General features: G+C 73.2%; 22 protein-coding genes. 13 read left to right on the top strand and 9 right to left on the bottom strand.

Annotation, left to right across the window (positions count from 1 at the left end):
• Positions 1-5: 5 nt before the first annotated feature.
• Entirely contained in the window at positions 6-1,364 is a 1,359-nt protein-coding gene (locus AB0N82_RS04830) for an Nramp family divalent metal transporter (RefSeq protein WP_363388764.1), read from the bottom strand.
• Between the two features lie 174 nt (positions 1,365-1,538).
• Here AB0N82_RS04830 and AB0N82_RS04835 point away from each other — a divergent pair, with 174 nt between their 5' ends.
• Both AB0N82_RS04835 and AB0N82_RS04840 read left to right on the top strand, forming a co-directional pair.
• Positions 1,539-2,291 carry a TrmH family RNA methyltransferase gene (locus AB0N82_RS04835; RefSeq protein ID WP_363388767.1) on the top strand — a complete coding sequence of 251 codons (753 nt, stop codon included), beginning with the start codon at positions 1,539-1,541 and terminating at the stop codon, positions 2,289-2,291.
• Positions 2,292-2,311: 20 nt separating this feature from the next.
• Complete coding sequence (locus AB0N82_RS04840) at positions 2,312-2,722, top strand: Rid family hydrolase (RefSeq protein WP_363388770.1); 411 nt, start codon at positions 2,312-2,314, stop codon at positions 2,720-2,722.
• 67 nt (positions 2,723-2,789) lie between these two features.
• Here the strand turns inward: AB0N82_RS04840 and AB0N82_RS04845 are convergent, their stop codons facing one another.
• Positions 2,790-4,118: an MATE family efflux transporter gene (locus AB0N82_RS04845; RefSeq protein ID WP_363388773.1), complete on the bottom strand. Its 1,329-nt coding sequence runs from the start codon at positions 4,116-4,118 to the stop codon at positions 2,790-2,792.
• Positions 4,119-4,418: 300 nt separating this feature from the next.
• On the opposite strand from AB0N82_RS04845, the gene AB0N82_RS04850 reads away from it, so the two are divergent.
• Both AB0N82_RS04850 and AB0N82_RS04855 read left to right on the top strand, forming a co-directional pair.
• Complete coding sequence (locus tag AB0N82_RS04850) at positions 4,419-6,398, top strand: M13-type metalloendopeptidase (protein ID WP_315994294.1); 1,980 nt, start codon at positions 4,419-4,421, stop codon at positions 6,396-6,398.
• 42 nt (positions 6,399-6,440) lie between these two features.
• A complete protein-coding gene (locus tag AB0N82_RS04855) occupies positions 6,441-7,409 on the top strand; it encodes a serine hydrolase (RefSeq protein WP_363388777.1) in 969 nt (322 codons plus the stop codon).
• A 3-nt stretch (positions 7,410-7,412) separates the two neighbouring features.
• On the opposite strand, the gene AB0N82_RS04860 is transcribed toward AB0N82_RS04855, so the two are convergent.
• Positions 7,413-8,615, bottom strand: a complete 1,203-nt coding sequence (locus AB0N82_RS04860; protein ID WP_315994296.1) for an MFS transporter — start codon at positions 8,613-8,615, stop codon at positions 7,413-7,415.
• Positions 8,612-9,169 (bottom strand): helix-turn-helix domain-containing protein, encoded by a 558-nt coding sequence (locus AB0N82_RS04865; RefSeq protein ID WP_363388781.1) that lies wholly within the window; start codon positions 9,167-9,169, stop codon positions 8,612-8,614. Before AB0N82_RS04865 ends, AB0N82_RS04860 begins: the two co-directional genes overlap by 4 nt.
• A gap of 154 nt (positions 9,170-9,323) precedes the next feature.
• Between AB0N82_RS04865 and AB0N82_RS04870 the strand changes: the two genes are divergently transcribed.
• The gene (locus AB0N82_RS04870; RefSeq protein WP_315994298.1) at positions 9,324-9,599 is read left to right on the top strand and encodes a hypothetical protein; all 276 of its coding nucleotides are present in this window, start codon (positions 9,324-9,326) and stop codon (positions 9,597-9,599) included.
• A 14-nt stretch (positions 9,600-9,613) separates the two neighbouring features.
• Positions 9,614-10,504, top strand: a complete 891-nt coding sequence (locus AB0N82_RS04875; RefSeq protein WP_315994299.1) for an FHA domain-containing protein — start codon at positions 9,614-9,616, stop codon at positions 10,502-10,504.
• Between the two features lie 219 nt (positions 10,505-10,723).
• Here the strand turns inward: AB0N82_RS04875 and purU are convergent, their stop codons facing one another.
• On the bottom strand, positions 10,724-11,605 hold the full coding sequence (gene purU, locus AB0N82_RS04880) for a formyltetrahydrofolate deformylase (protein ID WP_315994300.1): 882 nt from the start codon (positions 11,603-11,605) through the stop codon (positions 10,724-10,726).
• 74 nt (positions 11,606-11,679) lie between these two features.
• Entirely contained in the window at positions 11,680-12,798 is a 1,119-nt protein-coding gene (locus AB0N82_RS04885) for a zinc-binding alcohol dehydrogenase family protein (RefSeq protein WP_363388786.1), read from the bottom strand.
• A gap of 82 nt (positions 12,799-12,880) precedes the next feature.
• On the opposite strand from AB0N82_RS04885, the gene AB0N82_RS04890 reads away from it, so the two are divergent.
• The 3 genes from AB0N82_RS04890 to AB0N82_RS04900 all read left to right on the top strand — a co-directional run bounded on the left by AB0N82_RS04890 (position 12,881) and on the right by AB0N82_RS04900 (position 15,617).
• A complete protein-coding gene (locus tag AB0N82_RS04890) occupies positions 12,881-13,456 on the top strand; it encodes a helix-turn-helix domain-containing protein (protein WP_363388789.1) in 576 nt (191 codons plus the stop codon).
• Between the two features lie 60 nt (positions 13,457-13,516).
• Positions 13,517-14,839 carry an MFS transporter gene (locus AB0N82_RS04895; RefSeq protein ID WP_315994303.1) on the top strand — a complete coding sequence of 441 codons (1,323 nt, stop codon included), beginning with the start codon at positions 13,517-13,519 and terminating at the stop codon, positions 14,837-14,839.
• Positions 14,840-14,930: 91 nt separating this feature from the next.
• Complete coding sequence (locus tag AB0N82_RS04900) at positions 14,931-15,617, top strand: GNAT family N-acetyltransferase (RefSeq protein WP_315994304.1); 687 nt, start codon at positions 14,931-14,933, stop codon at positions 15,615-15,617.
• Positions 15,618-15,665: 48 nt separating this feature from the next.
• Here the strand turns inward: AB0N82_RS04900 and AB0N82_RS04905 are convergent, their stop codons facing one another.
• Both AB0N82_RS04905 and AB0N82_RS04910 read right to left on the bottom strand, forming a co-directional pair.
• Positions 15,666-15,875: a multidrug transporter gene (locus AB0N82_RS04905; protein WP_363388793.1), complete on the bottom strand. Its 210-nt coding sequence runs from the start codon at positions 15,873-15,875 to the stop codon at positions 15,666-15,668.
• A 10-nt stretch (positions 15,876-15,885) separates the two neighbouring features.
• Complete coding sequence (locus AB0N82_RS04910) at positions 15,886-16,698, bottom strand: SDR family oxidoreductase (RefSeq protein WP_363388796.1); 813 nt, start codon at positions 16,696-16,698, stop codon at positions 15,886-15,888.
• A 100-nt stretch (positions 16,699-16,798) separates the two neighbouring features.
• On the opposite strand from AB0N82_RS04910, the gene menC reads away from it, so the two are divergent.
• From menC to AB0N82_RS04930, 4 genes are all read left to right on the top strand, one after another.
• Positions 16,799-17,932, top strand: a complete 1,134-nt coding sequence (gene menC / locus AB0N82_RS04915) for an o-succinylbenzoate synthase (protein WP_363388800.1) — start codon at positions 16,799-16,801, stop codon at positions 17,930-17,932.
• Complete coding sequence (locus AB0N82_RS04920) at positions 17,929-18,630, top strand: hypothetical protein (protein WP_363388803.1); 702 nt, start codon at positions 17,929-17,931, stop codon at positions 18,628-18,630. Before menC ends, AB0N82_RS04920 begins: the two co-directional genes overlap by 4 nt.
• A gap of 58 nt (positions 18,631-18,688) precedes the next feature.
• Positions 18,689-20,077 (top strand): glycine--tRNA ligase, encoded by a 1,389-nt coding sequence (locus tag AB0N82_RS04925; RefSeq protein WP_315994309.1) that lies wholly within the window; start codon positions 18,689-18,691, stop codon positions 20,075-20,077.
• A 277-nt stretch (positions 20,078-20,354) separates the two neighbouring features.
• Positions 20,355-25,127, top strand: a complete 4,773-nt coding sequence (locus AB0N82_RS04930) for a hypothetical protein (RefSeq protein WP_363388807.1) — start codon at positions 20,355-20,357, stop codon at positions 25,125-25,127.
• Positions 25,128-25,328: 201 nt separating this feature from the next.
• Here AB0N82_RS04930 and AB0N82_RS04935 read toward each other — a convergent pair whose 3' ends face one another.
• The gene (locus AB0N82_RS04935) at positions 25,329-25,907 is read right to left on the bottom strand and encodes an HhH-GPD-type base excision DNA repair protein (protein ID WP_363388810.1); all 579 of its coding nucleotides are present in this window, start codon (positions 25,905-25,907) and stop codon (positions 25,329-25,331) included.
• Between the last annotated feature and the right edge of the window lie 55 nt (positions 25,908-25,962).

A 25,962-nucleotide genomic window follows, 5' to 3' on the forward strand; every position in this document is an offset into this window, starting at 1 on the left:
TCAGCCTATCCGCCGGTGAAGACGAGCCACAGGAGGACGACGTTGAGCGTGATGAGGAACCCGGATGCCAGCACCCCGGCGACCGTGGTCGCGCGGCGATTGCGGTACCGGCCCAGGACGTCGGAGCGCGCGGTCAGGGCGACCAGCGGCACCAGGGCGAACGGGATGCCGAACGACAGCACCACCTGGCTGAGCACGAGGGCGAGGGTGGGATCGACGCCGAGTGCGAGGATCGCCAGCGCGGGGACGAGGGTGACGAGACGCCGGACGACGAGTGGGATGCGCGCCCGCAGCAGTCCGTGCATGATCTCGGCGCCGGCGTAGGCGCCGACCGAGGTCGAGGCGAGGCCGCTCGCGAGCAGCCCGACGGCGAACAGCGTCGCGACCAGGGGGCCGAGCCCGTCGCGGAGCGCCGCGTAGGCGCCCTCGAGGCTGTCGGTGCCGTCGACGCCCGCCAGGTTGGCGGCGGCCAGGAGCAGGATGGCGAGGTTGACCGTGCCGGCGACGGCGAGGGCGATCGTGACGTCCCACCGGGTGGCCCGGAGCAGCCTCGGGGTCGAGATGCCGCGTGCGTGCTCCAGCGCCGCGCGCGAGGCCGACGTCCCCGTCGCCGGGGGGCCGTCGGCGCCGGCTCCCGCCGAGCGCGCGGATGCCGTGTGGCCGACCTGCGCGAAGGTCGCGGCATCCGGGGCGAAGCGGTCGCGGGCGAGTGCCGAGTGCGCGTAGATGGCGTGCGGCATGATCGTGGCGCCGAGGATGGAGGCGGCCAGCAGTACCGAGTTCGTGCCCTCGAAGCGCGGCACGAGACCGGCGGCGACCCCCGCCGCATCGGGAGGCGCGATCAGCAGGCCGAACGAGAAGCCGACGGCGATGATGACGAGCATCCCGATGAGCACGGTCTCGAAGGCGCGCGCCCCGCGGCGCGTCTGGACGAGCAGCAGACCCATCGACACCACGCCGGTGATCGCTCCTCCCCACACCAGGGGGATGTCGAACAGCAGGTGCAGCGCCACGGCCCCGCCGATGACCTCGGCGACGTCGGTGGCCATCGCCACCGCCTCGGCCTGCAGCCAGTACAGCCGCCGCCCCCAGGGGCGGTGCATCCGGCGGCCGAGGATCTGCGGGAGGCTCTCGCCGGTGACGATGCCGAGCTTGGCGGAGAGGTACTGGATCAGCCACGCCATGACGTTTCCGAGCACCACCACCCACACGAGCAGGTAGCCGAAGGCGGCGCCCGCGGTCATGTTGCTGGCGACGTTGCCGGGGTCGAGGTACGCCACTCCCGCGACCATCGCCGGGCCGAGCAGCCAGAGGGCGCGCCCCGGAGCGTGGCGGCGGACCACGGCATCCTCTGTTTTCGGCATGCCGAAACCTTACTGACTTTTCGGGTGCCCGAAAACTCCTCGCCGCGTCCCCGGAGCACGCGACCGGCGCGGGATCACCGGTTCGACCGTCAGCGCCGGCGCGTGCTCTCGTACCGTTCGTGTGCTCTCGGCCGCCGAATCGTGCGGGGCGTCGACCGCGGATAGCCTGGGTCGGTGACGGATGCCGACGACCCGACGCCGGCGCTCGACCCCCGGTTTCCGGAGGGGGACGCGCCGTCTCCGGCGCGCGACCCGCGGGTCCCGACCCGGGACGCGCCGACCTCGACGCACGACACGGAGTCACCCGCCCCGGGCGAACAGACTCCGACGCACGGGGTCGGGCCGTGGCCCGGCGGCCCCGACGAGTGGCCCGACGACCCGCGCTACGACCCCGAGCTGCTCGCCGACGGCGATCGCCGCAACGTCGTCGACGGCTACCGCTACTGGAGCATGGACGCGATCGTCGCGGACCTGGATGCCAAACGGCATCCGTTCCACGTCGCGATCGAGAACTGGCAGCACGACCTCAACATCGGCACCATCGTGCGCAGCGCCAACGCGTTCCTCGCGGCCGAGGTGCACATCATCGGCAGGCGCCGATGGAACCGCCGCGGCGCCATGGTGACCGACCGGTACCAGCACGTGCGCCATCACGAGGACGTCGCGGCGTTCGTCACGTGGGCGCGCGAGGCGGGCCTGCCGGTGATCGCGGTCGACAACGTCGACGGTTCGGTCCCGATCGATCGGTCCGACCTGCCGGAGGCGTGCGTGCTGCTGTTCGGCCAGGAGGGGCCGGGGCTCTCGCCCGAGGCGATCGAAGCGGCGACGGGTGTCGTCGAGATCACGCAGTACGGCTCGACCCGGTCGATCAACGCGGCCTCCGCCGCCGCGGTCATCATGTACGAGTGGTGCCGCCGCTGGGCCTAGGGGCGTGCGAGGGTGGGGGGATGCCGAAGGCCGTCACCCTCATCCGTTCGGCGTCGCTGTCGGGCGTCGCCGAATACGCCTACGCGGCGACCGCTCCCGCCGAGGCTCGTCTCATCTTTCTGGCCGGCTCCTGCCCCCTGGCCGCGGATGGCGCGACGGTCGGGGTCGGCGACGTCCGCGCGCAGGCGGCCCGGTGCGTCGAGAACCTCGAGACCGCGCTCGCCGACGCCGGGGCGCAGCTCACCGACGTGATCAGCACGCGTGTGCTCGTGGCATCCGCTCGGCAGGACGATCTCGTGGCGGCGTGGGAGGTCGTGCGCGACGCGTTCGGGTCGCACGATGTGCCGAGCACGCTGATGGGGGTCACCGTGCTGGGCTACGACGATCAGCTCGTCGAGCTCGAGGCGGTCGCCGCGGTCGTCGACGACTGACGCCCGCGGAGGGCGCATCGTCGTGGCCGGTGGCACCCGGCTCGGAAGGGGCGCCCGCGGTGGCGGGTCAGCCGCCCGCGGTCATCCACGCCCGACCGCGCACGCGGAGGCCGAGGGTGAGCGCGCGAGCGATCATGTAGACGCCGAAGAACGCGGCGGCGAGCCACGCGAGTCCCGCGGGGCCCCCGCCGGCGAACAGGGCGACGAGGACGAGAGCCGGCGCGTAGGGGACGAGGTTGAGCAGGCCCGCGAGCGCCAGATACCGGGCGTCTCCCGCGCCGATCAGCACGCCGTCGAGCACGAAGACGAAGCCGGCGAGCGGCTGCGCCACGGCCAGCACGATCAGAGCGGGTTGGACGAGGGCGGCGATCTCGGCGTCGCCGGTGAAGAGGAGCCCGATCACGCCCGAGGCCGCGGCGAGCACGGCGCCCACGCCGACGCCGAACCAGATGCCCCAGGCGCTCGTGCGTCGAAGGACCCTCTGCACCGTCTCGGTCTCGTCGGCGCCCAGCGCGTGGCCGATGAGGGCCTGCGCGGCGATCGCGAGCGCGTCGAGGGCGAAGGCGGCCGTCGAGAAGATGGTGAAGGCGATCTGCCACCCGGCCAGTTCGTCGGACCCCAGTCCGGTGGCGACCGCGACGGTGGCGAGGAAGGCCACCCGCAGGCTGAGGGTCCGCAGGAACAGCCACCCCCCGGATCGCGCGGTCCCGCCCCATCCCTCGCGCTGCGGCCGGACGGAGGCGTCGTGCCGACGCGCGAGCGCGCGCACGACGAGGACGTACGCGCCCACCATGCCCCACTGCGCGGCGACCGTGCCGATCGCTGACCCCGCGATGCCCCATCCGAAGCCGTAGATGAACACCGCGTTGAGGGCGGCGTTCGCCCCGAAGCCGACCCCGGCGATCCAGAGCGGGGTGACCGTGTTTTGCAGCCCGCGCAGCAGCCCGGTGGCCGCGAACACCACGAGCATGGCCGGAAGGCCCCACATCGAGATCGAGAGGTAGACGCGGGCGTTCTCGGCCACGTCGGGGGCGGCGCCGAAGAGGTCGACGACCGACGGGGTGACGATCGACCCGACCGCGGCGAGCACCCCGCCCAGCGCGAGAGCCAGCCACATCCCGTCGATGCCCACGGACACCGCGCGTCCCGTCTCGCCCGCCCCGAACCGCCGCGCGACCGCGGGCGTCGTCGAATAGGCGAGGAACACCATGAGCCCGACGATCGTCTGCAGCACGGCGCTCGCGATGCCGAGACCCGCCAGGGGAGCGACACCGAGGTGCCCCACCATCGCGGCATCCACGATCAAGAAGAGCGGCTCGGCGATCAACGCGCCGAGCGCGGGCACCGCGAGCCGCAGGATCGAGCGGTTCAGCGTCGCGGGCTGCGGTGTCGTCACGGTCCGAGCCTAGGCCGGGCCTCCGACGTCGCTCGGCGCGCGGCGCCCTGCGCGCGTGCGGCGCGAGCCGGGCGCGGCGCAGGGTCAGTGATCTGCGCAACCTCCGTCCGATCCGAGGGGGATGCCGCTGAGGTCGCGCCGATCGCGGAGGTTGCGCGATGCGAGGGGGACGGGGCGGGCCCGCCCGGCGCGGGGCGCTCGGGTCGATGCGCGGAACGGCGACGGCTTGCGTTCCGCGTCCACGCGTGGCGCGCCCCGCATTCCGAGCCCGCACGGATGCGGGGCACTTATCCTGTCTCCATGACCGACACCCCCCGCTCCGGTCTCGCGCTCGACGAGCTCAGCGACGAGATCCGCCCGCAGGACGACCTGTTCCGCTACGTGAACGGCCGCTGGCTGGAGCGCACCGAGATCCCCGACGACAAGGCCCGTTGGGGCTCGTTCCACCTCATCGCCGAGCAGGCCGAGGCGGACGTGCGCACCATCGTCCAGGAGTCGCAGGAAGCCGAGCCGGGCAGCGAAGCCCGCAAGATCGGCGACCTCTTCGCGAGCTTCATGGACACCGAACGCATCACCACGCTCGGCGGCGAGCCGCTGGCCCCGCAGCTCGCGGCCGTCGACACCGTCACCGACATCCCCTCCCTGCTCCGGCTCATCGGCGAACTCGAGCGCGACGGCATCAGCGGCCTGCTGACGCTGTTCGTCGAGCCCGATCCGGGCGACCCCACCCGCTACGTGCCGGTGGTCTACCAGGGCGGCATCTCGCTGCCGGACGAGAGCTATTACCGGCTCGACAACTTCGACGAGACCCGCACCGCCTACCGGGCGCACATCGCCCGCGTGCTCGAGCTCGCCGGGGTCGCCGAGGCCGCGGCATCCGCCGATCGCGTGTTCGCGCTCGAGGCCGACCTGGCCGCGCATCACTGGTCGCGCGAAGACAGCCGCGACGCGGTCAAGACGTACAACCTCAAGACGTGGGACGACACGCTCGCCCTCGCCGGAGTCGACCTCGAGCCGTGGCGTGCGGGGGTCGCCCCGGGTCACGAGGACGCGCTCGCCGAGGTCGTCGTGTACCAGCCGAGCTTCATCGAATCGCTCGGCGGTCTGCTCGTGGCCGAGCGTCTCGACGACTGGAAGGCGTGGCTGCGCTTCAAGATCGTGCACGCGGCGGCGGCGTTCCTGTCCGACGAGTTCGTGGCCGAGAACTTCGCGTTCTACGGCACGCAGCTCACGGGCGTGCCCGTGAACCGCGAACGCTGGAAGCGCGGCGTGAGCCTCGTCGAGGCGGCGCTGGGCGAGGCGATCGGCAAGGTCTACGTCGAGCGGCACTTCCCGCCCGCCGCGAAGGAGGCGATGGACGGCCTCGTCGCCCACCTCATCGAGGCGTACCGCCGATCGATCCGCACGCTCGAGTGGATGACCGAGGAGACGCGCGAGCGGGCGCTGGCCAAGCTCGACGCCTTCACGCCCAAGATCGGCTACCCGGTTCGCTGGAAGGACTACTCCGACCTCGAGATCGACGCCGACGACCTGGTCGGCAACGTGCGCCGCGCCCACGTGTGGGAGCACGACCGTCAGCTCGCCAAGGTGGGCCAGCCGATCGACCGCGACGAGTGGTACATGACCCCGCAGACGGTCAACGCGTACTACAACCCGCTCATGAACGAGATCGTGTTCCCCGCGGCGATCCTGCAGTACCCGTTCTTCGACGCCGAGCGCGATGCGGCGGCGAACTACGGCGGCATCGGCGCGGTCATCGGTCATGAGATCGGTCACGGCTTCGACGACCAGGGCAGCCGCTTCGACGGCGACGGATCGCTGCGGGACTGGTGGACGGATGCCGACCGCGCGGCGTTCGAGGAGCGGACGAAGGCCCTCATCGCCCAGTACGAGGCGCTCGTGCCGCAGGGACTGAGCGAGGAGCACCACGTCAACGGCGCCCTCACCATCGGCGAGAACATCGGCGACCTGGGTGGGCTCGGCATCGCGATCGCCGCGTACCGTCTGTTCCTCGAGGAGCAGGGTGAGGCGGAGGGCGAGGGTCCCGTCGTCGACGGGTTCACCGGCATCCAGCGTCTGCTGCTGAGCTGGGCGCAGATCTGGCAGCAGAAGGGTCGGGATGCCGAGACCATCCGCCTTCTCACGATCGATCCGCACTCGCCGAACGAGTTCCGCTGCAACCAGATCGTGCGTAACATCGACGCGTTCTACGAGGCGTTCGAGGTCACCGAGGGCGACGCTCTCTGGCTGGACGCCGACCAGCGCGTCACCATCTGGTGAGACGGCGTTTGTTGTCCTGCTGACCCGGAAGGAGCCACGCTCGTGGGCATGCCCCCGCTTCCCGAGCCCGCCCTGCCCGAGCCCGCCGGAGGGCCGGTGGAGTCGTCGCGACGCGACGCCCCGGCCCTCCGCGGCGCGGGGCGCAAGGGTCCGAAGCGACTGCCCCGGCGGGCGGCGGCCGGCCGCCGCTCCTTCACCGCGACGCTGCGCGCGCTCGACGAGCTCGCCGCCTCGGGGGCGAAGGTGTCGGTGCGCATCGACGATCTCGACGGCGGAACGGCCGTGCTCTCGGGCGACGACTTCGTCACTCTGCCGGTCGGCGGCCTCGGCGTCGTGCCTCTGCTCGTCGAGACGGCCGCGTCGTTCGAGTCGGGTCGCCTGGACGCCCTCGAGATCGTCGATCGCGCGGCGGTCGCCGGCGCCGTCAACGGCGGCACGTGGCAGCACCTCAAGGCTCCGGCACTGCCCCTGACCGATCTCGCGATGCTGGCGGCATCGACGGGCGACGCCCTCGCCGCGAACGCCCTGCTGCACCGGGTGGGCCTGCAATCGGTCCGCGCGCGTCTGGAGCAGCTGGGCCTTCGCCGCACCGCGCTGCTCGACCGGTTCCGCGACGACCGGGGTCCCGACGACGCTCCGCACGTGGCCCTGTCGACCGCCCGCGAGATGGCGCAGGTCTTCGCGGGACTGGTGAACTCGACGATCGTCTCGCCCGGGGTCAGCGCCCAGGTGGCGGAGTGGTTGAGTCTCAACCACGATCTCTCGCTCGTGGCATCCGCCACCGGCCTCGATCCCTTCGCCCACGAGAACGATCAGCACGGGCTGCTGTTCGTCAACAAGACCGGCCGCGCGCCCGGGGTGCGCGCCGAGGCGGGGGTGCTCGGCGGACCGCGCGCGGGCGTCTCGTACGCCCTGATCGTGAACTTCGACGATCTGTCGATCGCACACCGGCTGCGCGCCCACGACGCCTTCCGCGTGCTGGGCGTGGAGCTCATGGAGTACGTGTACTGAGCCTCAGGCGGCGCGGATGCTCCACACGCTCCGCGAGCACGTCGCAGCCGAGGTCGCCACGACGATGATCGCCGCGCAGCCCAGCAGCACCGGGGCCGCCCCCACCCGCTCGGCGAGGGGGCCGACGACGATCTCGCCGACCGGGACCGCGACGAACGATCCGACCATGTCGTAGGAGTACACGCGCGACAGCGCCGCGCGGGGGATGTGCGTCTGCAGCGACTGATCCCACGCGATCGCGAAGAGCTCGATCGCGATCCCGCCGATCGCGAAGGCCGCGATGAGCACCGGCACGACCGGCGCCGCCCCGAGGGCCGCGGCCGGCAGGGCCGCGAGGGCCATCGCCGCGACGCCGATGCCGAGCGCGCGTCGCGGCCGCCAGCGCAGCGCCACGACCGCACCGAGCGCGAGCCCCGCCGTCTGCGCGGCGACGATCAGGCCCCACGCGCCGCGCCCGAAGCTCTCGTCGGCCACGAGCGGTCCGAGCACCGTGGTCGCACCGACGAAGGCGGCGTTCAGCACGGCGAACTGCAGCACGACGATCCAGACCCATCGACGCGCCGCGAACTCGCGCCAGCCCTCGCGGAGGTCGCTCCAGACCGAGGCGGGCTCGCCGGGCGCGGCATCCGGCGTCGACGGCAGTCGCAGGCGTGAGAAGAGCATCGCGGCGACGGCGAAGGCGGCCGCATCGATCGCGAGACCCCACCCCGGTCCGACGGCGGCGACGACCACGGCGCCGACCGACGCGCCCACGATGCTGCCGCCGTTCAGCCCGAGCCGCAGCAGCGCGTTGGCCGGTCGCAGGAGCGGGGCGGGCACCGTGTCGGGCACGAGCGCCGCCGCGGCCGGGAGGCTCACGGCGGCCACGGCACCGTTGACGACGCTCAGGATGACGAGCAGCGGGATGCCGGCGGTCCCGGTGAGCACGAGTGCGGCGATCGCCCCCTGGGTCAGCGCAGCGGCGACGGACGATCCCACGAGAACGGCGCCGCGGGGGAGACGGTCGGCGATCACTCCGCCGAACAGCAGCATCCCGACGTTGGCGATCGAGCGGGCGGCGACCACCAGCCCCAGATCCGCCGCCGACCCGGTGAGGTCGAGCACCGCGAAGGCCAGGGCGAGCGGCGCGACGGCGTTGCCCACGATCGCCGTGGTGCGCGCGGCGAGCAGCCATCGGAACGGCGCGAGGGCGAGGGGGCCGCTCACCGGGGATTCCCGTGACCGGCCGCCGAGCGCGGTGTCGGGACGCGCACGGGGAACAACGCCGCGGTCATCGACACCGGACGCGTGCCCGGCGTGCGCGGCGGACGGGCGGCGGCGTGCAGCAGCGCGGACGCCTCGCCCACGTGCTGCACGATCCGGCGCCAGACGGCGGGGTCCACCCACAGCTCGGCGTCGGTCGATATCGCGGGGCCGTCCGCGCGCAGCGCGGCGCGGCGGCGCAGCTCCTCGACGATCGCTTCGAGGTACTCCGTCTCGCCCTCGGGGGAGCGTTCGCCGTGAGGCGTATCGGGGTCGTACCGCCGTGACGACGACTCGTGGCGGTAGCGCTTCGCCTCGCCGCCGCGCAGCCGCACGACCTCGACCACGCGGACGAGGCGCGCCCGCTCCAGCACGCGCAGATGGTAGCTCGCCGACGCTTGCGACACGCCTAGTTCGCGCCCTGCTTCGGCCGCACTCATCGCCGCTCCGGTGAGCAGCGACAGCAGGCGCAGCCGCAGCGGATGGGCGGTGGCGCGGAGTTCCTCGAGGCGCGACATCCCGCCATCGTGCCGCGGCCGGCCTCGACCGTCAAATGAGTCTTTGGGGGTCGGGGGAATGGTGCCCCAACCGCGGCGTCCGCGCAATCCCTCCCCAACCGGTCCGAGCCGCTGGGACGCTGGTGGCCTCGAAACGAAAGGAAGGACCGAAGCCATGTCCGAGACTCCTGCCACCACCGACCCGTTCGCCGACTCGTCCGGCCCCGAGGGCCACTCGATCACCGATTGGACCGACCTCGGCCGCGAGATGTGGTCGTACCTCACCGGCCGCGGCGCCGCCGTGAACTACTCCTTCGTCGACATGACCGTCGAGGTGCCGCGTGACATCGGCCCCGATGCCCCCCGCGCGACGTGGAAGCTCAACGGCACCCTCCGCGTCACCACGAGCGACGACACCGCGGCCGGGTCCGACCCGTACCGCGGCAACTGAGAGGCGGCGCCGTCATGGTGCGCCTCGACATCGACCTCGCCTTCTCCGAGCAGGAGAGGGGGGATGCCGACTCCCCGCCGTTCGAGGGGACCGTCACGGCCTCCGGCACCGAGGTGCGCATCGTCGTGAACGACCCCTCGCGCCTGCCGGGAAACGGCCGGCGGACGCTCACCGAGCTGTCCACGGTCGCCGACGCCCTGGCATCCCGGGGGATCTCCGTGAAGCTCGAAGGGCCGGACGGGCCCATCCTGCAGCTCGGTGACATCAAGAGCGGCGCGCTGCAGCGGGTGATCACCGGGTCGACGCACATCCGGCTCGGCTCGGTGGCGGCCGTGGCGCCGTTGCTCGTCCGCCGCAACGGGGACCGGACGTTGACGTTCCCGGTTCCCCCCGAGACGCCGCTTCCGCTGGTGCCCACCGTCAACCGCACCGTGCGCCGCCGCGTCACCACCACCCACTACACCCCGGGGTCGGGGCGACCGCGGCTCATCTTCGCGGTGGGTGACTCGTCGTGGGACGGCTCGCGGCCGCGCGAATTCGACCTGCTGCCCACCAAGACCGTCATCGGATCGGGCGACGAGGCCGACCTACGTCTGCCCGGGCTCGCTCCGGTGCACGCCGAGATCCGGCACGAGGGCGATGACGAGTACGTGCTGTACGGCTTCGACGTCGTCGGCGGAGGCGGGGCGCGCGACCAGGGCCCCGGGCGCGACGGCGGGGGGCGCATCCTGCGTACCGGCGCGCGCATCGAGCTGGGCGACTGGCGGCTGGCGTACTTCCGCGCCGAGTTCGCCGACCACGGTCGCCCGTACGGCGGACGGCAGGGCGGCGAGTTCGCGCGTCAGCGCAAGCAGCCCCCGCGCGGCGGTTCGGGCCCGCTCAGCCGCGCGAGCGATCCCGACTGACGGCGTTCGACGAGGTCGGGGCCGGCCGCTGATCTGTCATCCACCGAGACGGCATCCGGCTGACGGAGCCGGTGCACCCTGCAACCGGGATGTCAGCGGGATGCCGTCTCGCCGTGGCCGGGGGCTGATCGCATCGCGTCGGGGGGCGTCGAGCCGCGGGTCCGCCGTGCGGACGGGTGCCGAGCGGGGCGCGGTGGCCTCGCGCTCGGCATCCGCGATCTAGAAGACGATCGTGTGGTTCCCGTGCCGGATGACGCGGTCTTCCGCGTGCCACAGCACGGCGCGCGAGAGCACCTGTCGCTCGACGTCGGCGCCCCGGCGCGCGAGTTCCGCGGCGGAGTCCGCGTGCGTGACGCGCACGGTGTCCTGCTCGATGATCGGGCCCTCGTCGAGGTCGCTCGTGACGTAGTGCGAGGTCGCGCCGATGAGCTTGACGCCGCGCTGCTTCGCCTTCTTGTACGGCTCGGCGCCGATGAAGGCCGGCAGGAACGAGTGGTGGATGTTGATGACGGGCACACCGATCTTCTCGAGGAAGTCGGGCGAGAGGATCTGCATGTAGCGCGCGAGCACGACGAAGTCGACGTTGCCGACCAGCAGCTCGAGGATGCGCGCCTCGGATGCCGACTTGTCGGGCCCGGGCGTCGACGGGACGTGGAAGAAGGGCACGCCGAACGAGCGCACGTCTTCTGCGGCCGTGGTGTGGTTCGACACGACCATCGGGATGCTCACGGGCAGGTCTCCGCGACGGTGACGCCAGAGCAGGTCGAGCAGGCAGTGGTCCTGCTTCGAGGCGAGGATGGCCATGCGCTTCGGCGTGGACAGGTCGGTGAGGGTCCACTCCAGCTCGAAGCCCTCGCCGAGGGTGGTGGCGATGTCGGCCTCGATCTCGGGCAGCGCGACGGTCAGGTTCGGGCGGTGGAAGACCACGCGCTGGAAGTACGCGCCCCCGCGCGGGTCGTCGGAGTACTGGTCGAAGGCGACGATGTTGCCGCCCTGACGCGCGATGAGGGCCGAGACCGCGGCGATGATGCCGGGGGTGTCGCTGCCGTGCATGATGAGGCACGCGTGATCGGGCTGCAGGTGGGGGCTCGCGGAGACCATCGGACCATTCTGCCGTGCGCGGGCGGCGCCGGCTGACCATGGTCGGCGTGTGACGAGGCGCTGCTCCGTCGCGCTCACAGGCGCACGACCACCTTCTGCGCCGAGACGCCGGCGCGCTGCCGATCGAGGGCGCCCTGGACGGCCTCGAGACCGTCGCCGACGACCAGGGGTGACGGCGCGGGGCGCAGCGAGCCGTCGGCCAGCATCCGGGGCACCGTCTCCCTCCACAGTCGTGGGCCCATCTCGTCGTCCCGCAGGCTGCTGCCCCAGACGAACCCGGCATGGATGCCGAGGCGGCGGGCGCGCAGACTCGAGCGCACCGTGGCGAGACCGATGCGGGTGAAGACGGGCAGCATCGCGGGGAACAGGTGGCGGCCCCCGGCGAGGGAGTCGAGCGACACCGGTGTGCTCGCCATCGCCAGGCGGGTTCCCCCCGTACGCGACAGCACGTCGAGGCAGGCGTCCGTCGAGCCGGCCCCGAGAGCGACGGCGCCCGCGACGGGACGTCCGCCGACGGCCGCGACCATGTCGGCCACCGCCGACGGCGATCCGTGGTCGACGACGGCCTCGGCGCCGAGGGCGCTGACCACCTCCGCGTTCTTGGCGGACGCCGTGCTCACCACGGTGTAGCCCGCGGCGCGCGCGAGTTGGATCGCGTTCATCCCCACGCTCGTCGAGCCGCCCCAGACCACGACGACCTCCGGGGCGGCGGCGGATGCCGGGGTCCCCGGCATCCGGAGTCCCAGGTGCTGCGGTTGGAAGAGCGCGCAGGCGGCCGTGGAGAGGCCGAGGGGGAACACGGCGGCCTCCGCGTCGGTGAGGGACTCGGGCGTCGGAGCGGTGAGGCGCTCGAGCAGGATGGAGGAGTGCTGGAATGCTCCCTCGCGCAGGGGGTCGCGCCCGCGATCGGTGCCCGTGGCGAGGCCGAAGACGCGTTGGCCGACGCGGAAGCGCGTGACGTCGGCGCCGACGGCGATGACCTCGCCCGCGATGTCGGAGCCGAGGACCGCGGGCGTCCGCAGCCATCGGTAGGTGATGCGACCGGTGCCCTGGATGACCCAGTCGACGGGGTTGATCGCGGCGGCGCGAACGCGCACCAGGACCTCGTCGGCGGCTGGAGCCGGCGTCTCGACCTCGGTGACGGTCAGCGGGGCGCGGGGTGCGGCGAGCGTCGCGGCGGCGTGCATGGTCATGAGCGGCCCTTCATCGTGATGGCACGGAGTGCCTTCACTATAGTTCGGCATGACACGGAGTGTCATCACGTAGGATCGCCGCATGGCGAGATGGGCCCCCGACACGCGGGAGCGGCTGCGCGCGGCCGCTTTCGAGCTCTTCGGCGAGCGCGGGTTCGAGGCCACGACGGTGCCGGACATCGTCGAGCGCGCCGGGGTGACGCGGCGCACCTTCTTCCGACACTTCGGCGACAAACGCGAGGTGTTCTTCTCCGGCGAGGAGATCCCCCGCCTCGCCGCCGCGATGCTCTCCGCCGCACCCGTCCACCTGTCGCCCTTCGGCGTCGCCTGGACGGGTTTTCAGACCCTCGCCGGCGAGCGGTTCGAGCCGCGCCGCGCCGAGATCGCCGCCGCCCGGCGCATCATCGCGGCCGAGCCCGCGCTCCGCGAGAGGGACCTGCAGAAGCAGGCCGACCTCCGCGAGGTCCTGACCGCGGGGTTCCACGCGCGGGGTGTCGAGGCACGCCGCGCGCGGATCGTCGCCGGGGTCGCCGTCGAGCTGCTGCAGACGGCGCTCGAGCAGTGGGCGGACGACGACACGAACACCTCCCTCGTCGACCACCTCGAGCGTGTCCGGGCGGAGATGGCCGCCGTCTTCGACGCCGACCTGCCCGGGTAGGCCACGCGGGCCAGCGCCACCCCGCCGCCCGTGTCGACGGGCGGGTCTAGCCTTGAAGACGTGACCAGCACCCTCCGCCTCGACCGGCCGGGCTGGCGCACCTGGACGCTGTGGGCCGTCGGCGTGCTCGCCTACGTGGTCTCGATCGTCAACCGCACCTCGCTGTCGGCGGTGGGAGTGGATGCCGCCGTGCGCTTCGGCGCCGACGCGTCGGCGCTGTCGATGTTCGCCGTCATCCAGCTCTTCGTCTACGGCGCGATGCAGATTCCGGTCGGGCTGCTCCTCGACCGCTTCGGCGCGCGCCCGATGATCGCGATCGGCATGGTGCTGATGGCGGTGGGCCAGCTCGTGATGGCCTTCGCGGATGCCGTGGGGATCGGCATCCTGGCCCGCGTGCTCATCGGGGCGGGCGACGCCGCCGTCTTCCCCAGCGTCCTGCGCGTGATCGCGACATGGTTCCCCGCGCAGCGGGCGCCCGTGATGGTGCAGCTGACCGGCATCATCGGACAGCTCGGCCAGATCGTCGCGGTGCTGCCGCTCGCCGCGCTCCTGCACGCGACGAGCTGGACGGTCGCCTTCGGCAGCCTCGCCGGGCTCGGCGTGCTGTTCGGGGTGCTGACCTTCCTGATCATCCGCAACCGCCCGCCCGAACGTCGCGCCGATCCCGTGGACACCTCGGTCGACACCCAGACCGGGGCCATCCGCGTCGTTCGATCCGCGCCCGATCTGCGGCGGGGATTCCGCGAGTCCTGGGCGCACCCCGGTACGCGGCTCGGCTTCTGGTCGCACTTCGCCACCCCCTTCGCGGGGACGGCGTTCATGCTGCTGTGGGGCTTCCCCTTCCTCACGGCGGGCGAGGGCCTCGAGCCGGCGACGGCGTCGCTCGTGATGACCTCGCTCGTGCTCTTCAGCATCCTCAGCGGCCCCGTGATCGGGGCGCTGTCGAGCCGGCATCCCACCCGCCGGTCGCGCTGGCTCGTGCTGCCCACGGTCGTGTTCCAGGCGGTCGCCTGGATCGTCGTCATCGCGTGGCCGGGTCCCGCGCCCGTGTGGCTGCTGATCGTGCTGATGTTCGCCCTGTCGACCGGGGGACCGGCGTCGATGATCGCGTTCGACCACGCGCGCACCTTCACACCCAGTCATCGCCTCAGCACCGCGACGGGCATCGTCAACGGCGGCGGCTTCCTCGCCGCCCTCCTGGCCATCCTCTTCATCGGCATCGCGATGGATGTGCAGGGCGCGGGCAGCCCCGAGAGCTACTCGCTCGACGCGTTCCGCGTGGCCTTCCTCACGCAGGTGCCGCTGTGGCTCATCGGGGGCATCGCGATCGTGGTGGAACGCGGCCGCACCATCCGCCACGTCGGCGGGGTGCTCCCGCGCTGACGCGGCGTACGGCTGACGCGCTGACGCCGACGACCGGGGTCGGCCGTACGCGGGACACGAGCCCCCCGCACCGCGGTGCGAGGATCGAGGCATGAGCTCCATCGACATCCGCACGCTCGACACCGTCGACGCCGTGCACGAGGCCTCCCGCGTGCTGGACCGCGTGTGGGGCGACCGGGGGACGATGCCGGCGAACATCCTGCGAGCACTGGAACACGCCGGTGATTACGTCGTCGGGCTGTATGACGGCGACGCCATGATCGGCGCGTCGGCGGCGTTCTTCGGGCCGCCCGCCGCGCGCACGATGCACTCGCACATCACCGGGATCGTCGACGGCTACCAGGGGCGAGGCCTCGGGCGACAGCTCAAGACCCACCAGCGCGACTGGGCGCTCGAGCGCGGCGTCGGGCACATCACGTGGACGTTCGACCCGCTCATCCCGCGCAACGCCCACTTCAACCTCGCGGTGCTCGGAACACGCGTCACCGACTACCTGGTGAACCAGTACGGCGAGATGGATGACGAGGTCAACCGCGGCGACGAGTCCGATCGGCTCCTGGTGTCGTGGGCGCTCGCCGAGCCGCCCGCGCCCACCCCGACGGATGCCGAGATCGCGGCGGTCGTCCCCGTGCCCGACGACATCGCGGGTCTGCGCCGCAGCGACCCGGCGTCCGCCGCCGTGTGGCGCCGGCGGGTGCGCGACGAGCTGCGCGGGCACGTGGCATCCGGTCGCCGGATCGGCGGATTCGACCGGCGCGGATACCTGATCGTGGAATGACCGCGTCGCCGGGCCGGTCGAGGACCGATCGCCCGGCGACGCGGCGGCTCACTGCTCGGTGATCGGCTGGTCCTTCTCGGCGGCGGGGTCGCCCGGGCCGGGACCCGGCCGCACCGCGGCGTCGTCGCGCACGTCGATGCGCGTGACGCCGTCGTGCTCGCTTACGTCGAAGCGCGGCGCGGCGTCCGCCTCGGTGGCCTTCGGCGCGCTCGTGAGCTGGTCGTGACGGTTCTCTTCGGAGCTCTTCTCGTCGCTCATGGTGTTGTGCTCACTCCTCGCCGGCCGAGCGCCAGGCGTCGGACTTCATGTGCGAGCCCGCCTGCGGGCCCATGTGCAGCATCCCGCCGTCGACGACCCAGCTCGCACCCGTCACGTACGAGCCCGACGGGGAGGCGAGGAACCGGATCACGTCGGCGATCTCCTCGGGCTTGCCGGGGCGGCCGAGGGGGATGCCGGGGCGGTGGACGCGATCCGCATCCTCGGCCGACATGTCGTTGATCGGGGTGGCGATCTCTCCCGGAGCGACGGCGTTGGCCGTGATGCCGTACTGACCGAGCTCGAGGGCCATCGTCTTGATGAGGCCGCCGACGCCGTGCTTCGCGGCGACGTAGGGGGCGGAGCCGACGCGGGGCTGGTGCTCGTGCACGCTCGACACCACGATGAGGCGCCCGCCGTTGCCGGAGGTCACCATCCGCTTCGCCGCGGTGTGCAGGGCGAGGAAGGCGCCGTCGAGGTTCAGTGAGATGTCGGTGCGCCAGGTGTCGAAGTCGAGGTCGAGGAACGAGCCGCCGATCCCGCCGCCGGCGTTGTTGACGAACACGTCGAGGCCGCCGAGCTCGTCGGCCATGGCGTTCACGGCATCCGGGACCGCGTCGAAGTCGGTCGCGTCGAACTGCGCGACGATCGCGCGCACGCCGCGCTCGCGGACGGCCGCGGCGGTCTCTTCGGCGCCGTCCTGGTCGGAGTGGTACGTGACCGCGACGTCCATCCCGGCGTCGGCGAGGGCGAGGGCGGTGGCCGCGCCGATGCCCGAGTCGGAGCCGGTGACGATCGCGTGGCGGGGGGTGAAGTCGTCGCTCATGGGCCCGACCGTACGCGCGCGGAGCCGTGCAGGAGTCGGCCTTGCCAGGCTCGGGCACGGGCGTTACGGTCGCGGACCGGTCGCCCGATACCCTGCCCCCATGTCGCTCCCGCATCCCGCCGCACCCGTGACCCTCGACGCCGTGGAACTCCGCGTGCTGCACATGCCGCTCGTGTCGCCGTTCACCACCTCCTTCGGCACCGAGACGGTGCGCGAGGTCATCATCGTCACCGCGGAGACGGCGGACGGCCGCGGATGGGGCGAGGTGGTCACGCAGTCCGAACCGTCGTACTCCAGCGAGTACACGCAGGGGGCGTGGGACGTCCTGTCGCGTTTCCTCGCCCCGGCGCTGCTCGCGCACCGCTCGTTCGCACCCGAGGAGGTCGCCGGCATCCTGAGCCCCGTCGTCGGGCACCGCATGGCCAAGGCGGGCCTCGAGCTCGCGGTGGTCGACGCCGCGCTCCGCGCCCAGGGGCGGAGCTTCGCGCCGTACCTCGGCGCCGAACGCGACCGGGTGCCCTCGGGGGTCTCGGTGGGCATCCAGCGCGACCCGGGAGCGCTCGTCGACGCGGTCGGCGGCTACCTCGACGAGGGCTACGTGCGCATCAAGATCAAGATCAAACCCGGTCGCGACATCGACGACACCGCGGCGGTGCGCGAGGCGTTCGGCGGCATCCCTCTCCAGGTGGATGCCAACTCGGCCTACACCCTCGCCGACGCGGACACGCTGGCGGGGCTCGACGCCTTCGACCTGCTGCTCATCGAGCAGCCCCTGCAGGAAGACGACCTCGTCGACCACGCCACCCTCGCGAAGCGCCTGCGCACGCCGGTGTGCCTCGACGAGTCGGTCGTCTCGGACAAGGCCGCCGCCGACGCCCTCGCCCTCGGCTCCGCGGCGATCATCAACATCAAAGCCGGTCGGGTCGGCGGCTACCTCGAGGCCGTCGCGATCCACGATCGCGCGCTCGCCGCGGGGATCCCGGTGTGGTGCGGGGGCATGCTCGAGACGGGGATCGGGCGCGCGGCCAACGCCGCCCTCGCGGCCCTGCCGGGGTTCACCCTGCCCGGCGACATCTCGGCATCCGCCCGCTTCTACACCCGCGACATCGTCACGGAGCCCGCGGTGATCGAGGACGGACACGTGCGGGTTCCGACGGGACCCGGCCTCGGCGTCGAGATCGACGCGGCGGCGCTCGAGGAGTTCACCGTGCACCGCGAGCGGATCACGCGATGAGCAGCACACGCTCGGGTCTCTCGGAGACCGACCGCGACGACGTGCCCTGGGGGCGGGCGCCCGTCGACGGCATCCCGATCCCGCCCTTCGCGGATGCCGCGGAGCACCGCACCTACCTCCGTGCCCTTCAGACGTTCCTGCTGCTGCTCGACCGGGGCGAGCCGACGGCCGCGACGATCGCGCTGGCCGCCGCGCTCGAAGCGGAGCTCCCGCGGACCTCGCGCGAGGCGCCGACGCACCTGTCGCCGCTGGCGCTGCGGGTCAGCCTGTCGACTTTCTTCCCGGCCCCGTGGACGCCCGAGGCGCTCGCTTCGGCGCTGAACGGCTTCGGCTACGGCGTGCCCGTCCGCGGTCGGGGCGGGTGGTCCTGGGGCGGGGACCCCGACTACGCCGCCCGGCCCACGCGGCAGGGGTGGGAGATCGAGCGGCACGAGCGCGGCTCGTTCAGCCACGCGACGCTCGCGCACGAGGACGACCTCGTGCTGCTGTGGATGGACATGTTCCGCAACCGCTTCCCGTATCCGATCGCGCACGTCGCCGACCCCGCGGCGCCGGTCCCCGGCTCCCTCGCGGACGCCGCCCGCGCCACCCTGGCCGCCCACGCCGAGAACGTCGCGATGCCGTATCTGCAGAATTGGATGCGCGAGCGCGAGCACGCCCGCGACGGGGGGCCGGGAGAGGCGGGATCGCTTCGATAAACTGGATGCCGCGCCCTCGCGCTCGATCCCCACAGCTTTCCCGACCATTGGAGCCACCGTGGCCGAACAGTCCCGCCTCGACAAGGTCATCGCCCTCGCCCGCCACCGCGGGTTCGTCTTCCAGGCCGGTGAGATCTACGGCGGCTCGCGCTCCGCGTGGGACTACGGTCCCCTCGGCACGGAGCTGAAGGAGAACATCCGTCGCCAGTGGTGGCAGACCTTCGTCCGTGGCCGCGGCGACATGGTGGGTCTGGACTCGAGCATCATCCTCCCCAAGCGCGTGTGGGAGGCCTCGGGTCACGTCGCGACCTTCACCGACCCGCTCGTGGAGTGCCTGAGCTGCCACAAGCGCTTCCGCGCCGACACCCTCATCGAGGACTTCGAGGCCCGCAAGAACCGCAAGGCCGAGAACGGTCTCGCCGACATCCCGTGCCCGAACTGCGGCACCAAGGGGCAGTACACCGAGCCGAAGTCGTTCTCGGGCCTGGTGAAGACCTACCTCGGCGTCGTCGACGACGAGTCGGGCCTGTACTTCCTGCGTCCCGAGACCGCGCAGGGCATCTTCGTGAACTTCTCGAACGTGCTCACGGCATCCCGTCGCAAGCCGCCGTTCGGCGTCGGCCAGGTGGGCAAGGCGTTCCGCAACGAGATCACCCCCGGCAACTTCATCTTCCGCACGCGCGAGTTCGAGCAGATGGAGATCGAGTACTTCACCCCGCCGGCCGAGGCGAACGAGTGGTTCGAGCACTGGGTCGAGGCGTGCTGGAACTGGTTCATCGAGCTCGGCATCGACCCCGAGAACATGAAGCGCTTCGACGTCCCCGAAGACGACCGCGCGCACTACTCCGCCGGCACGATCGACGTCGAGTACCGCTTCGGCTTCCCGGGCAAGGAGTGGGGCGAGCTCATGGGCGTCGCCAACCGCACCGATTACGACCTCAAGAGCCACTCCGAGGCGTCGGGCCAGTCGCTCACGTTCTTCGACCAGGCGTCGGGCGAGAAGTACACGCCCTACGTGATCGAGCCCTCGTTCGGCCTGACGCGCGCCATGATGGCGTTCCTCGTCGACGCGTACCGCGAAGAAGAGGTGCCGAACGCCAAGGGCGGGACCGACACCCGCACGGTGCTCAAGCTCGACCCGCGTCTCGCGCCCGTCAAGGTCGCGGTGCTGCCTCTGTCGCGCAACGAGCGCCTGTCGCCGCTGGCCCGTGAGACCGCCGACGCGCTGCGCGCGGCGGGCTGGAACATCGACTTCGACGACGCCGGCGCGATCGGTCGCCGCTACCGTCGCCAGGACGAGATCGGCACCCCGTTCTGCGTCACGGTCGACTTCGACTCGCTCGACGACAATGCCGTGACCGTGCGCGACCGCGACACGATGGGCCAGGAGCGCATCGGCCTCGACGCGTTGCACGGCTACCTGGCGGAGCGCCTGCGCGGCGCCTGACCTGCGTCACGGGAGACCGGATGCCGGGGCCTCGGGGCCGTGGCATCCGGTCTTCGGCGTTCCGGGCGTGCGGGGTGCCGCGGGTGACGGCGTCGGCGTACCCGGAGCACGGATCGCCCAGCCGGGCCGGCGTGCGCGACGGGGTCTCGGGCGGGGTGGGACGGCGTCCGCGGTGCGGAACGGGGGAGGAGCCGTGCGCCCCCCGCCGTGGACGGTGGCCGAGGGGGCGGCGGGGTCTTCGCTAGCCTGGGGCGACGACCGACGCCGAGGGGGCACGATGGAAGTCGAACACACGGGCGCACGCTCGGGAATCTCCTGGCCCCCGCAGCCGGGGGCGTTCGTCGACACCGGGCGGTGCCCCTCGTGCTTCACCGCGATCACGGTCTCGCCCTGTCCCGCGTGCGGTCTCGACCTCACCGACGCACGCACGGCCCGTGTGCTCGACCTGTCGCAGCGCATCGTCGCCCTCGTCGACGAACGCGCCGAGGCCCTCCTCCTCATCCACCGGGCGAGCGAGGGCGCCGCATCGAGCCCGGTCCGCGCGACCGAGGCCGAACGGCATCCCGTGCGTCCCGCGCCCGCGCCCGCGCTGGTGCCCGCTGCGGCCCCGGCGGAAGCCCCCGCCGCAGCGGTGTTCCCCCCGCCCGGTTCGGCGACCGACATCGCGGCACCGCCGTCCCCACGCCTGCCGGTGCCCGCGGCCTCGGGCGTCCCCCGCACCGCCGCGACCCCGGCCGCCGCGGCCTCCGCCGATGTGCACGTGCCGCCCGGCGACGAACCCCCTGCCGTCGGCTCGACCACGGCCGACCCGGCGAAACCGCGGCGTTCTAGCGTGCAGGTCTTCCTGCTCTCGACCGGCGTGGTGCTGCTGGCAGTGGCAGCGGTGTTCTTCCTCACGGTCGCGTGGATCAGCGGCGGACTCGTCCTGCGCTCGGTCATCATCGGCCTCGTCACCGCGGCCGTGATCGCCACGGCCTCGCTCCTCCGCCGGCGCCGGCTCGAGGCCACGGCCGAGGGCATCTCGCTGCTCGGCATCGCCCTGGTGGCGCTGGATGTCTGGGCCGTGCGCGCCAACGACCTGGGGGGAGCGGCATCCCTCGATGCGGCCGTGTACTGGGGTGCGGCGACCACCGCCGCGGGGGCCGCCTTCGTCGGCTGGTCGCGGCTGTCCCGGTTGCGCGCGCCGCTGTCGACGGCGGTGGTCGCCCTGGCCGTCGGCCCCGCCATCCTGGCCGCGGGGGTGGTCGGATCCGACACGCTGCTCGCCTGGTACGTCTCGGGCCTCGTCGTGGTGGTGCTGGCGATCGCGGCCCCCCTGGCTCCGTTGCTCGGCCGCCCGCCGCGTGCTCCGCTGCGGCCGGAGATCGCCGCGGTGCGTGCCGTCGCCGGCCTGGCGGCGATCGTGGCGCTCGCGGCCGCCCTGTTCCTCGACCCGGAGTCCACGTGGGCGCCGGTCCTGCCGTCCGCGGTGCTCGCCCTGGCCCTCGCGGCCCACGCGTGGACGATGACCCGCCGGGGCGAGTCGCGACTCGCACCGGTCGCCGCGATCGCCGCAGTGCTCTCCCTGGGCGCCGGGGTGGCGGTCGCCGTGGTGCGGGCGGCCGATGCGACGCTCACCGTGACGGTGCCCGTCGTGGTCGCCGCGGTAGTGGCGCTCACCCTCGACGTCGCGGGGCGTCGGGCGGCGCCCGGCCTTGCGCGCACGACGTTCGCCGCCGGCGCGATCACCGCCCTCGCGGTCGCCGGGCTGGCCTCCCTCGCGCCGGTCGGCGCCGCCACGGGCGCGGTGTTCGTCCAGCTCAGCGGCGTCGTCCCGGTCTTCGGGCGGTCCGCCTTCGACGTCCGCCACCCGGATGCCGAGGCCACCGCCGCCGTGATCGCCCTCGCGGCCGTCGTGGCTCTCGCCGCGATCGCCTGGCGCCTCACGGGTGCGTGGGGCAGCCGGCGTCTCGCCGCCCTCGCGGCCGGTGCCGCGATCGCGCTCCTCGCCGGACCCCAGCTGCGGGTCCTGCTGCTCGTCGTCGCGTGGTACCTCGCCCTCACGCTGGTCGCGGTCGTGGTGCTGCTCCGCCGTCGCGGCGTGCTGACCCGCGAGGGGACCACCCCGGTCGGGGCCGCGTCCTCGCCCGTCCCCGGCGGGACGGCGGCGGTTCCTCCGCCGCGCGCCGACGCGCCGCGCGCGGTCGGTCATCCGGACGCTACGGCAGCCATCGCGCCCGGGCCCGTTCCGATCGCCCCCGCTCCCGCTGCGCCGACGCCAGGAGCGGAGCCGATGGTTCCGGCGGATCCCGGGGCGACGCCGCTCGAATCGGCGGTCCCCTCGGCAGCCCCCGTGGTCGCCGGCGGCGTCGTGCTCGCCGTCATCGCGGGGACGACCGCGCTGCTCGGCGGGTGGGTCCTGTCGTTCGCCTCACCGCTGGCGTGGGGTGTCAGCACGGTCGTCGTGACGGGCGTCATCGCCATGGCGGCCGGTGTCCACCGCTCGGTCCGGGTGGCCTCCACCGCCGGAGTCGTCGCCTTCGTCTCGGCCAGCGCGTTGCTCCTCCCCTCCGCTCTGCGCGCGGGCATCGAGGTATCGCTCGCGGGGGGAGCCCCCGCGGCGTCCGCCGGTGTCGTGGCCGCCGGCTGCCTCCTGTTCCTGGTGTCGCCGCTCGCCCGACGGGTGCGACTCGACGTGACCCAGCGTGCGGCCGGTGCGCTCACGGCGACCATCGGCGCGGGGCTCTCGATCGGGGTGGCGCTGCTCACGGCGCCGCCCGCCGCCGACGCCTGGATCGCAGGGGCGGGCCTCGCCGCCGTCGTCGCCACGATCGCCCTCGCGGGGGCGCCGAGCCTGGCCACGTGGCGGATCGTGCGACCCGCGGCCGCGCTGACGGCACCGTTGTTCGCCGCCGCCACCACCGACACGGTGCTTCGCCTCGCCGGCGCGACCGCGTCCGCGAGAACGATCGCCGCCGCCGCCCTCGGGGTGGTCGTGGCGGGGGTCGCTCTGCGCGCCCTCCGATCGGAACCCGCCGTGCGGGCGCTGACCGATGCGGGTACGGCGGTGGTCCTCGTGCTGGCGGTCGCCGCCGCCCCGTCGGAGGGCCTGCGGTGGGTGCCGCTCCTCCTCGCCGCCGTCGCGGTGCTGCTGTGGGCCACCGATTCCGAGGGGCTCTTCTCCTCGAGCGGAGCGCGGCGTCACCTCGTCTGGCTCGCGCTCGCCGTCGGGGCTGCCGCCCTGTGGTCCCGCCTCCTGTGGCAGGGCACCGACACCGTCGAGTTCTTCACCCTCCCGGTCGGTGTCGCGCTGCTCTCCCTCGCGGCCGGTACCGAGCGCGCACGTCGACGCCGTCCGGAGCGCTCGGCCGTGACGCCCGCGGTGATCGCGGCGGCGGGCACGGGGGTCGCCCTCCTCCCCACCGCACTGGCCGACCCCGACGATCTCGTCCGGGCGGTCGTCGCCGGGGGGCTCGCCCTCGTCGCCCTCCTCGCGGGCGCCTGGGTCCGCCCCGCGCGCACGCCCGACGTGCTGCCCGTCGGCGTCGCCGCCGCGGGGGCGTTGACGCTGGTGCTGTGCGTCGCGGTGCGCGTCACCCGCGCGGTCGACCTCGGCGCGGCAGGATCCGCGGCACCGGATGCCGCGCTCGTCACCGCCGCGCTGGCGTTCGCGGTCGCGGCGGTCGGCCTCTCGCGTCGGGCGACGACGTGGGCCGCTCCGGCCTCGCGCGGTGTCGCGATCGCCGCCGTGGCTGTCCTCGCCCTCGGCGAGGCGGTGCTCGTCGCGGCCGCGGTCGGTCCGGTCCTCCGCGTCGTGACGGCCATCGCGGTGCTCGGCGCCGCGGGCGTCGTGCTGCTGCGCCGGCACCTCGGCGCGGGCGATCCGACCGTCGCCGAGATGTCGGTCGGCGGTGCGGCGCTCGGCGGTGCGGCGCTCGTGGCGGCCGCCGCGACGGCCGGGGGCGTGCGCCCGATCGAGTGGGCGACCATTCCCCTCGCGCTCGTCGCCCTGGCGGCGGCGCTGACGCGGTGGTCCCGCCCGCGACCGGAGTCGCTGCCGATGCCCCTGCCCTTCGTCGTCACGGCGGCGGTCGGCCTCGCTGTGGGGCTGCTCCCCTCAGCGGTCCTCGCCGGCGACTCCCCCGCTCGCGCGATCGGCGTCGCCCTGGTCGCCGCGATCGTGCTGGGAACCGCGCCGCGACTGCTGTCCGGCCCACGGACGGTGCTTCTCGTGCCGTCCGTGGCGATCTCCGGCGCGGCCCTCGCCATCGCGACGGCGCTGCGCGCCGTGCATGACGTCCGCGCCGCGTCGTTCGACCTCTGGCTCGTCGTGCTCGTTGTCGTCCTGATGGGCGCGGCCGTCCTGCTCGCGCGCCGACGCACGGGCGTTCCCGTGTGGATGCCGCCCGCTCTCGCCGTCTCCGCGCTCGCTCTGGCGACGGGTCTGTCGGCGGTGCGTCTGATCGCCGTTCCCGGTCAGGACGTCGTGCGGGTGGTCGTCACGCTCGCGGTCGTCTTCGCCGTCGGCGTGCTGTGGCGCGGTCCGCGTGCCGCCCTCGTGCGGTGGACGGCTCTCGGACTCGGCCTGGCCCTCGCGATCGTGGCGGTCGCCGTCGGTGCCGCCGATCCGGTGGAGACCGCGACGCTTCCGCTCGCGGCGGCGTTGCTCGTACACGGCATCCGATCGCTGCGCTCGACGCCCGAGCTCGGCAGCTGGCCCGCGCTCGGTGCGGGTCTCGGCGTGCTCTTGGTCCCCTCGCTGCTGTTCGACTTCTCCGGCGACTCGGCGCTGTGGCGCGTCATCGGCCTCGGCGCGGCAGCCCTCGTCGCCCTGCTCTGGGGTGTGCGCCGGCGCCTCCAGGCTCCGGTGGTGCTCGGTGGCGTGGTGCTGATCGTGCACGCCGTCGCGCAGCTGTGGCCCTGGATCACCGCGCTGTACGAGAGCGCTTCGGGGCTGTGGTGGCTGTGGCTGGGCATCGCGGGTGCGCTGCTCATCGTGGTCGCCGCGACCTACGAGCGTCGCATCCGGGAGGTGAAGGCGGTCGCCCTGGCATTGCGCGCCCTGCGGTGAGAGCCGGTGGAGAACGCCGCGCAGCTCGTGCCTCGACCCGAGCGCCGCGCCGTCGGCCCCTCGCCGTGAGGACGGCGCCCGCCTTCCGTCGTCCGCGGCTCTCGCCTGCCGTGTGCCTCGCCGCCCACTCCACGCCCCGGCGTCGACGCCCGCCCGCCGGCCCCGGTGGCCCGGGCGCGAGGGGACGACGCTGCCCGGCGGCTAGTCCTTCTTCGCCTCTTTCGCCGCCGCCTTCGCGGCGCGCTTGTGCTCGCGCACCTTCGTCAGCGACTCGGGGCTGACGATGTCGGCGACCGAGCGGAACGATCCGTCCTCGCCGTAGGGCGCGGAGGCGTTGCGCCATCCCGCGCCGTCGAAGCCGCGCTGCTTGCCGAGCAGGGCGAGGAAGATCTTCGCCTTCTGCTCGCCGAACCCGGGCAGGGCCTTCAGTCGCTTCAGAACCGTCGCGCCGTCGGGGTCGTCACGGGTCCAGATGTTCGCGGCGTCGCCGTCCCACTCCTGTTCGACCGCGGCGCAGAGGGCCTGCACACGCTTCGCCATCGAACCCGGGTAGCGATGCACGGCCGGCGACTGCGAGAACGCCGCCGCGAAGGCCTCGGGGTCTTCGTGTGCGATGTTCGCGGCATCCATCGACCCGGTTCGCTCCCGGATCTTCAACGGTCCCGCGAAAGCCGTCTCCATCGCCACCTGCTGGTCGAGCAGCATGCCGATCAGCAGCGCGAGGGGGTTGGCCGAGAGCAGCTCGTCGGCGGCGGGATCATCGGTGATGCGCAGGCTCATACGCCCATTCTCCCGCGACCGACCGGCGCCGGCGGTGCGGACGCCCCCATCCTCG

This window comes from Microbacterium sp. NPDC089186 (assembly GCF_040685115.1).
Lineage (GTDB): Bacteria > Actinomycetota > Actinomycetes > Actinomycetales > Microbacteriaceae > Microbacterium > Microbacterium galbum.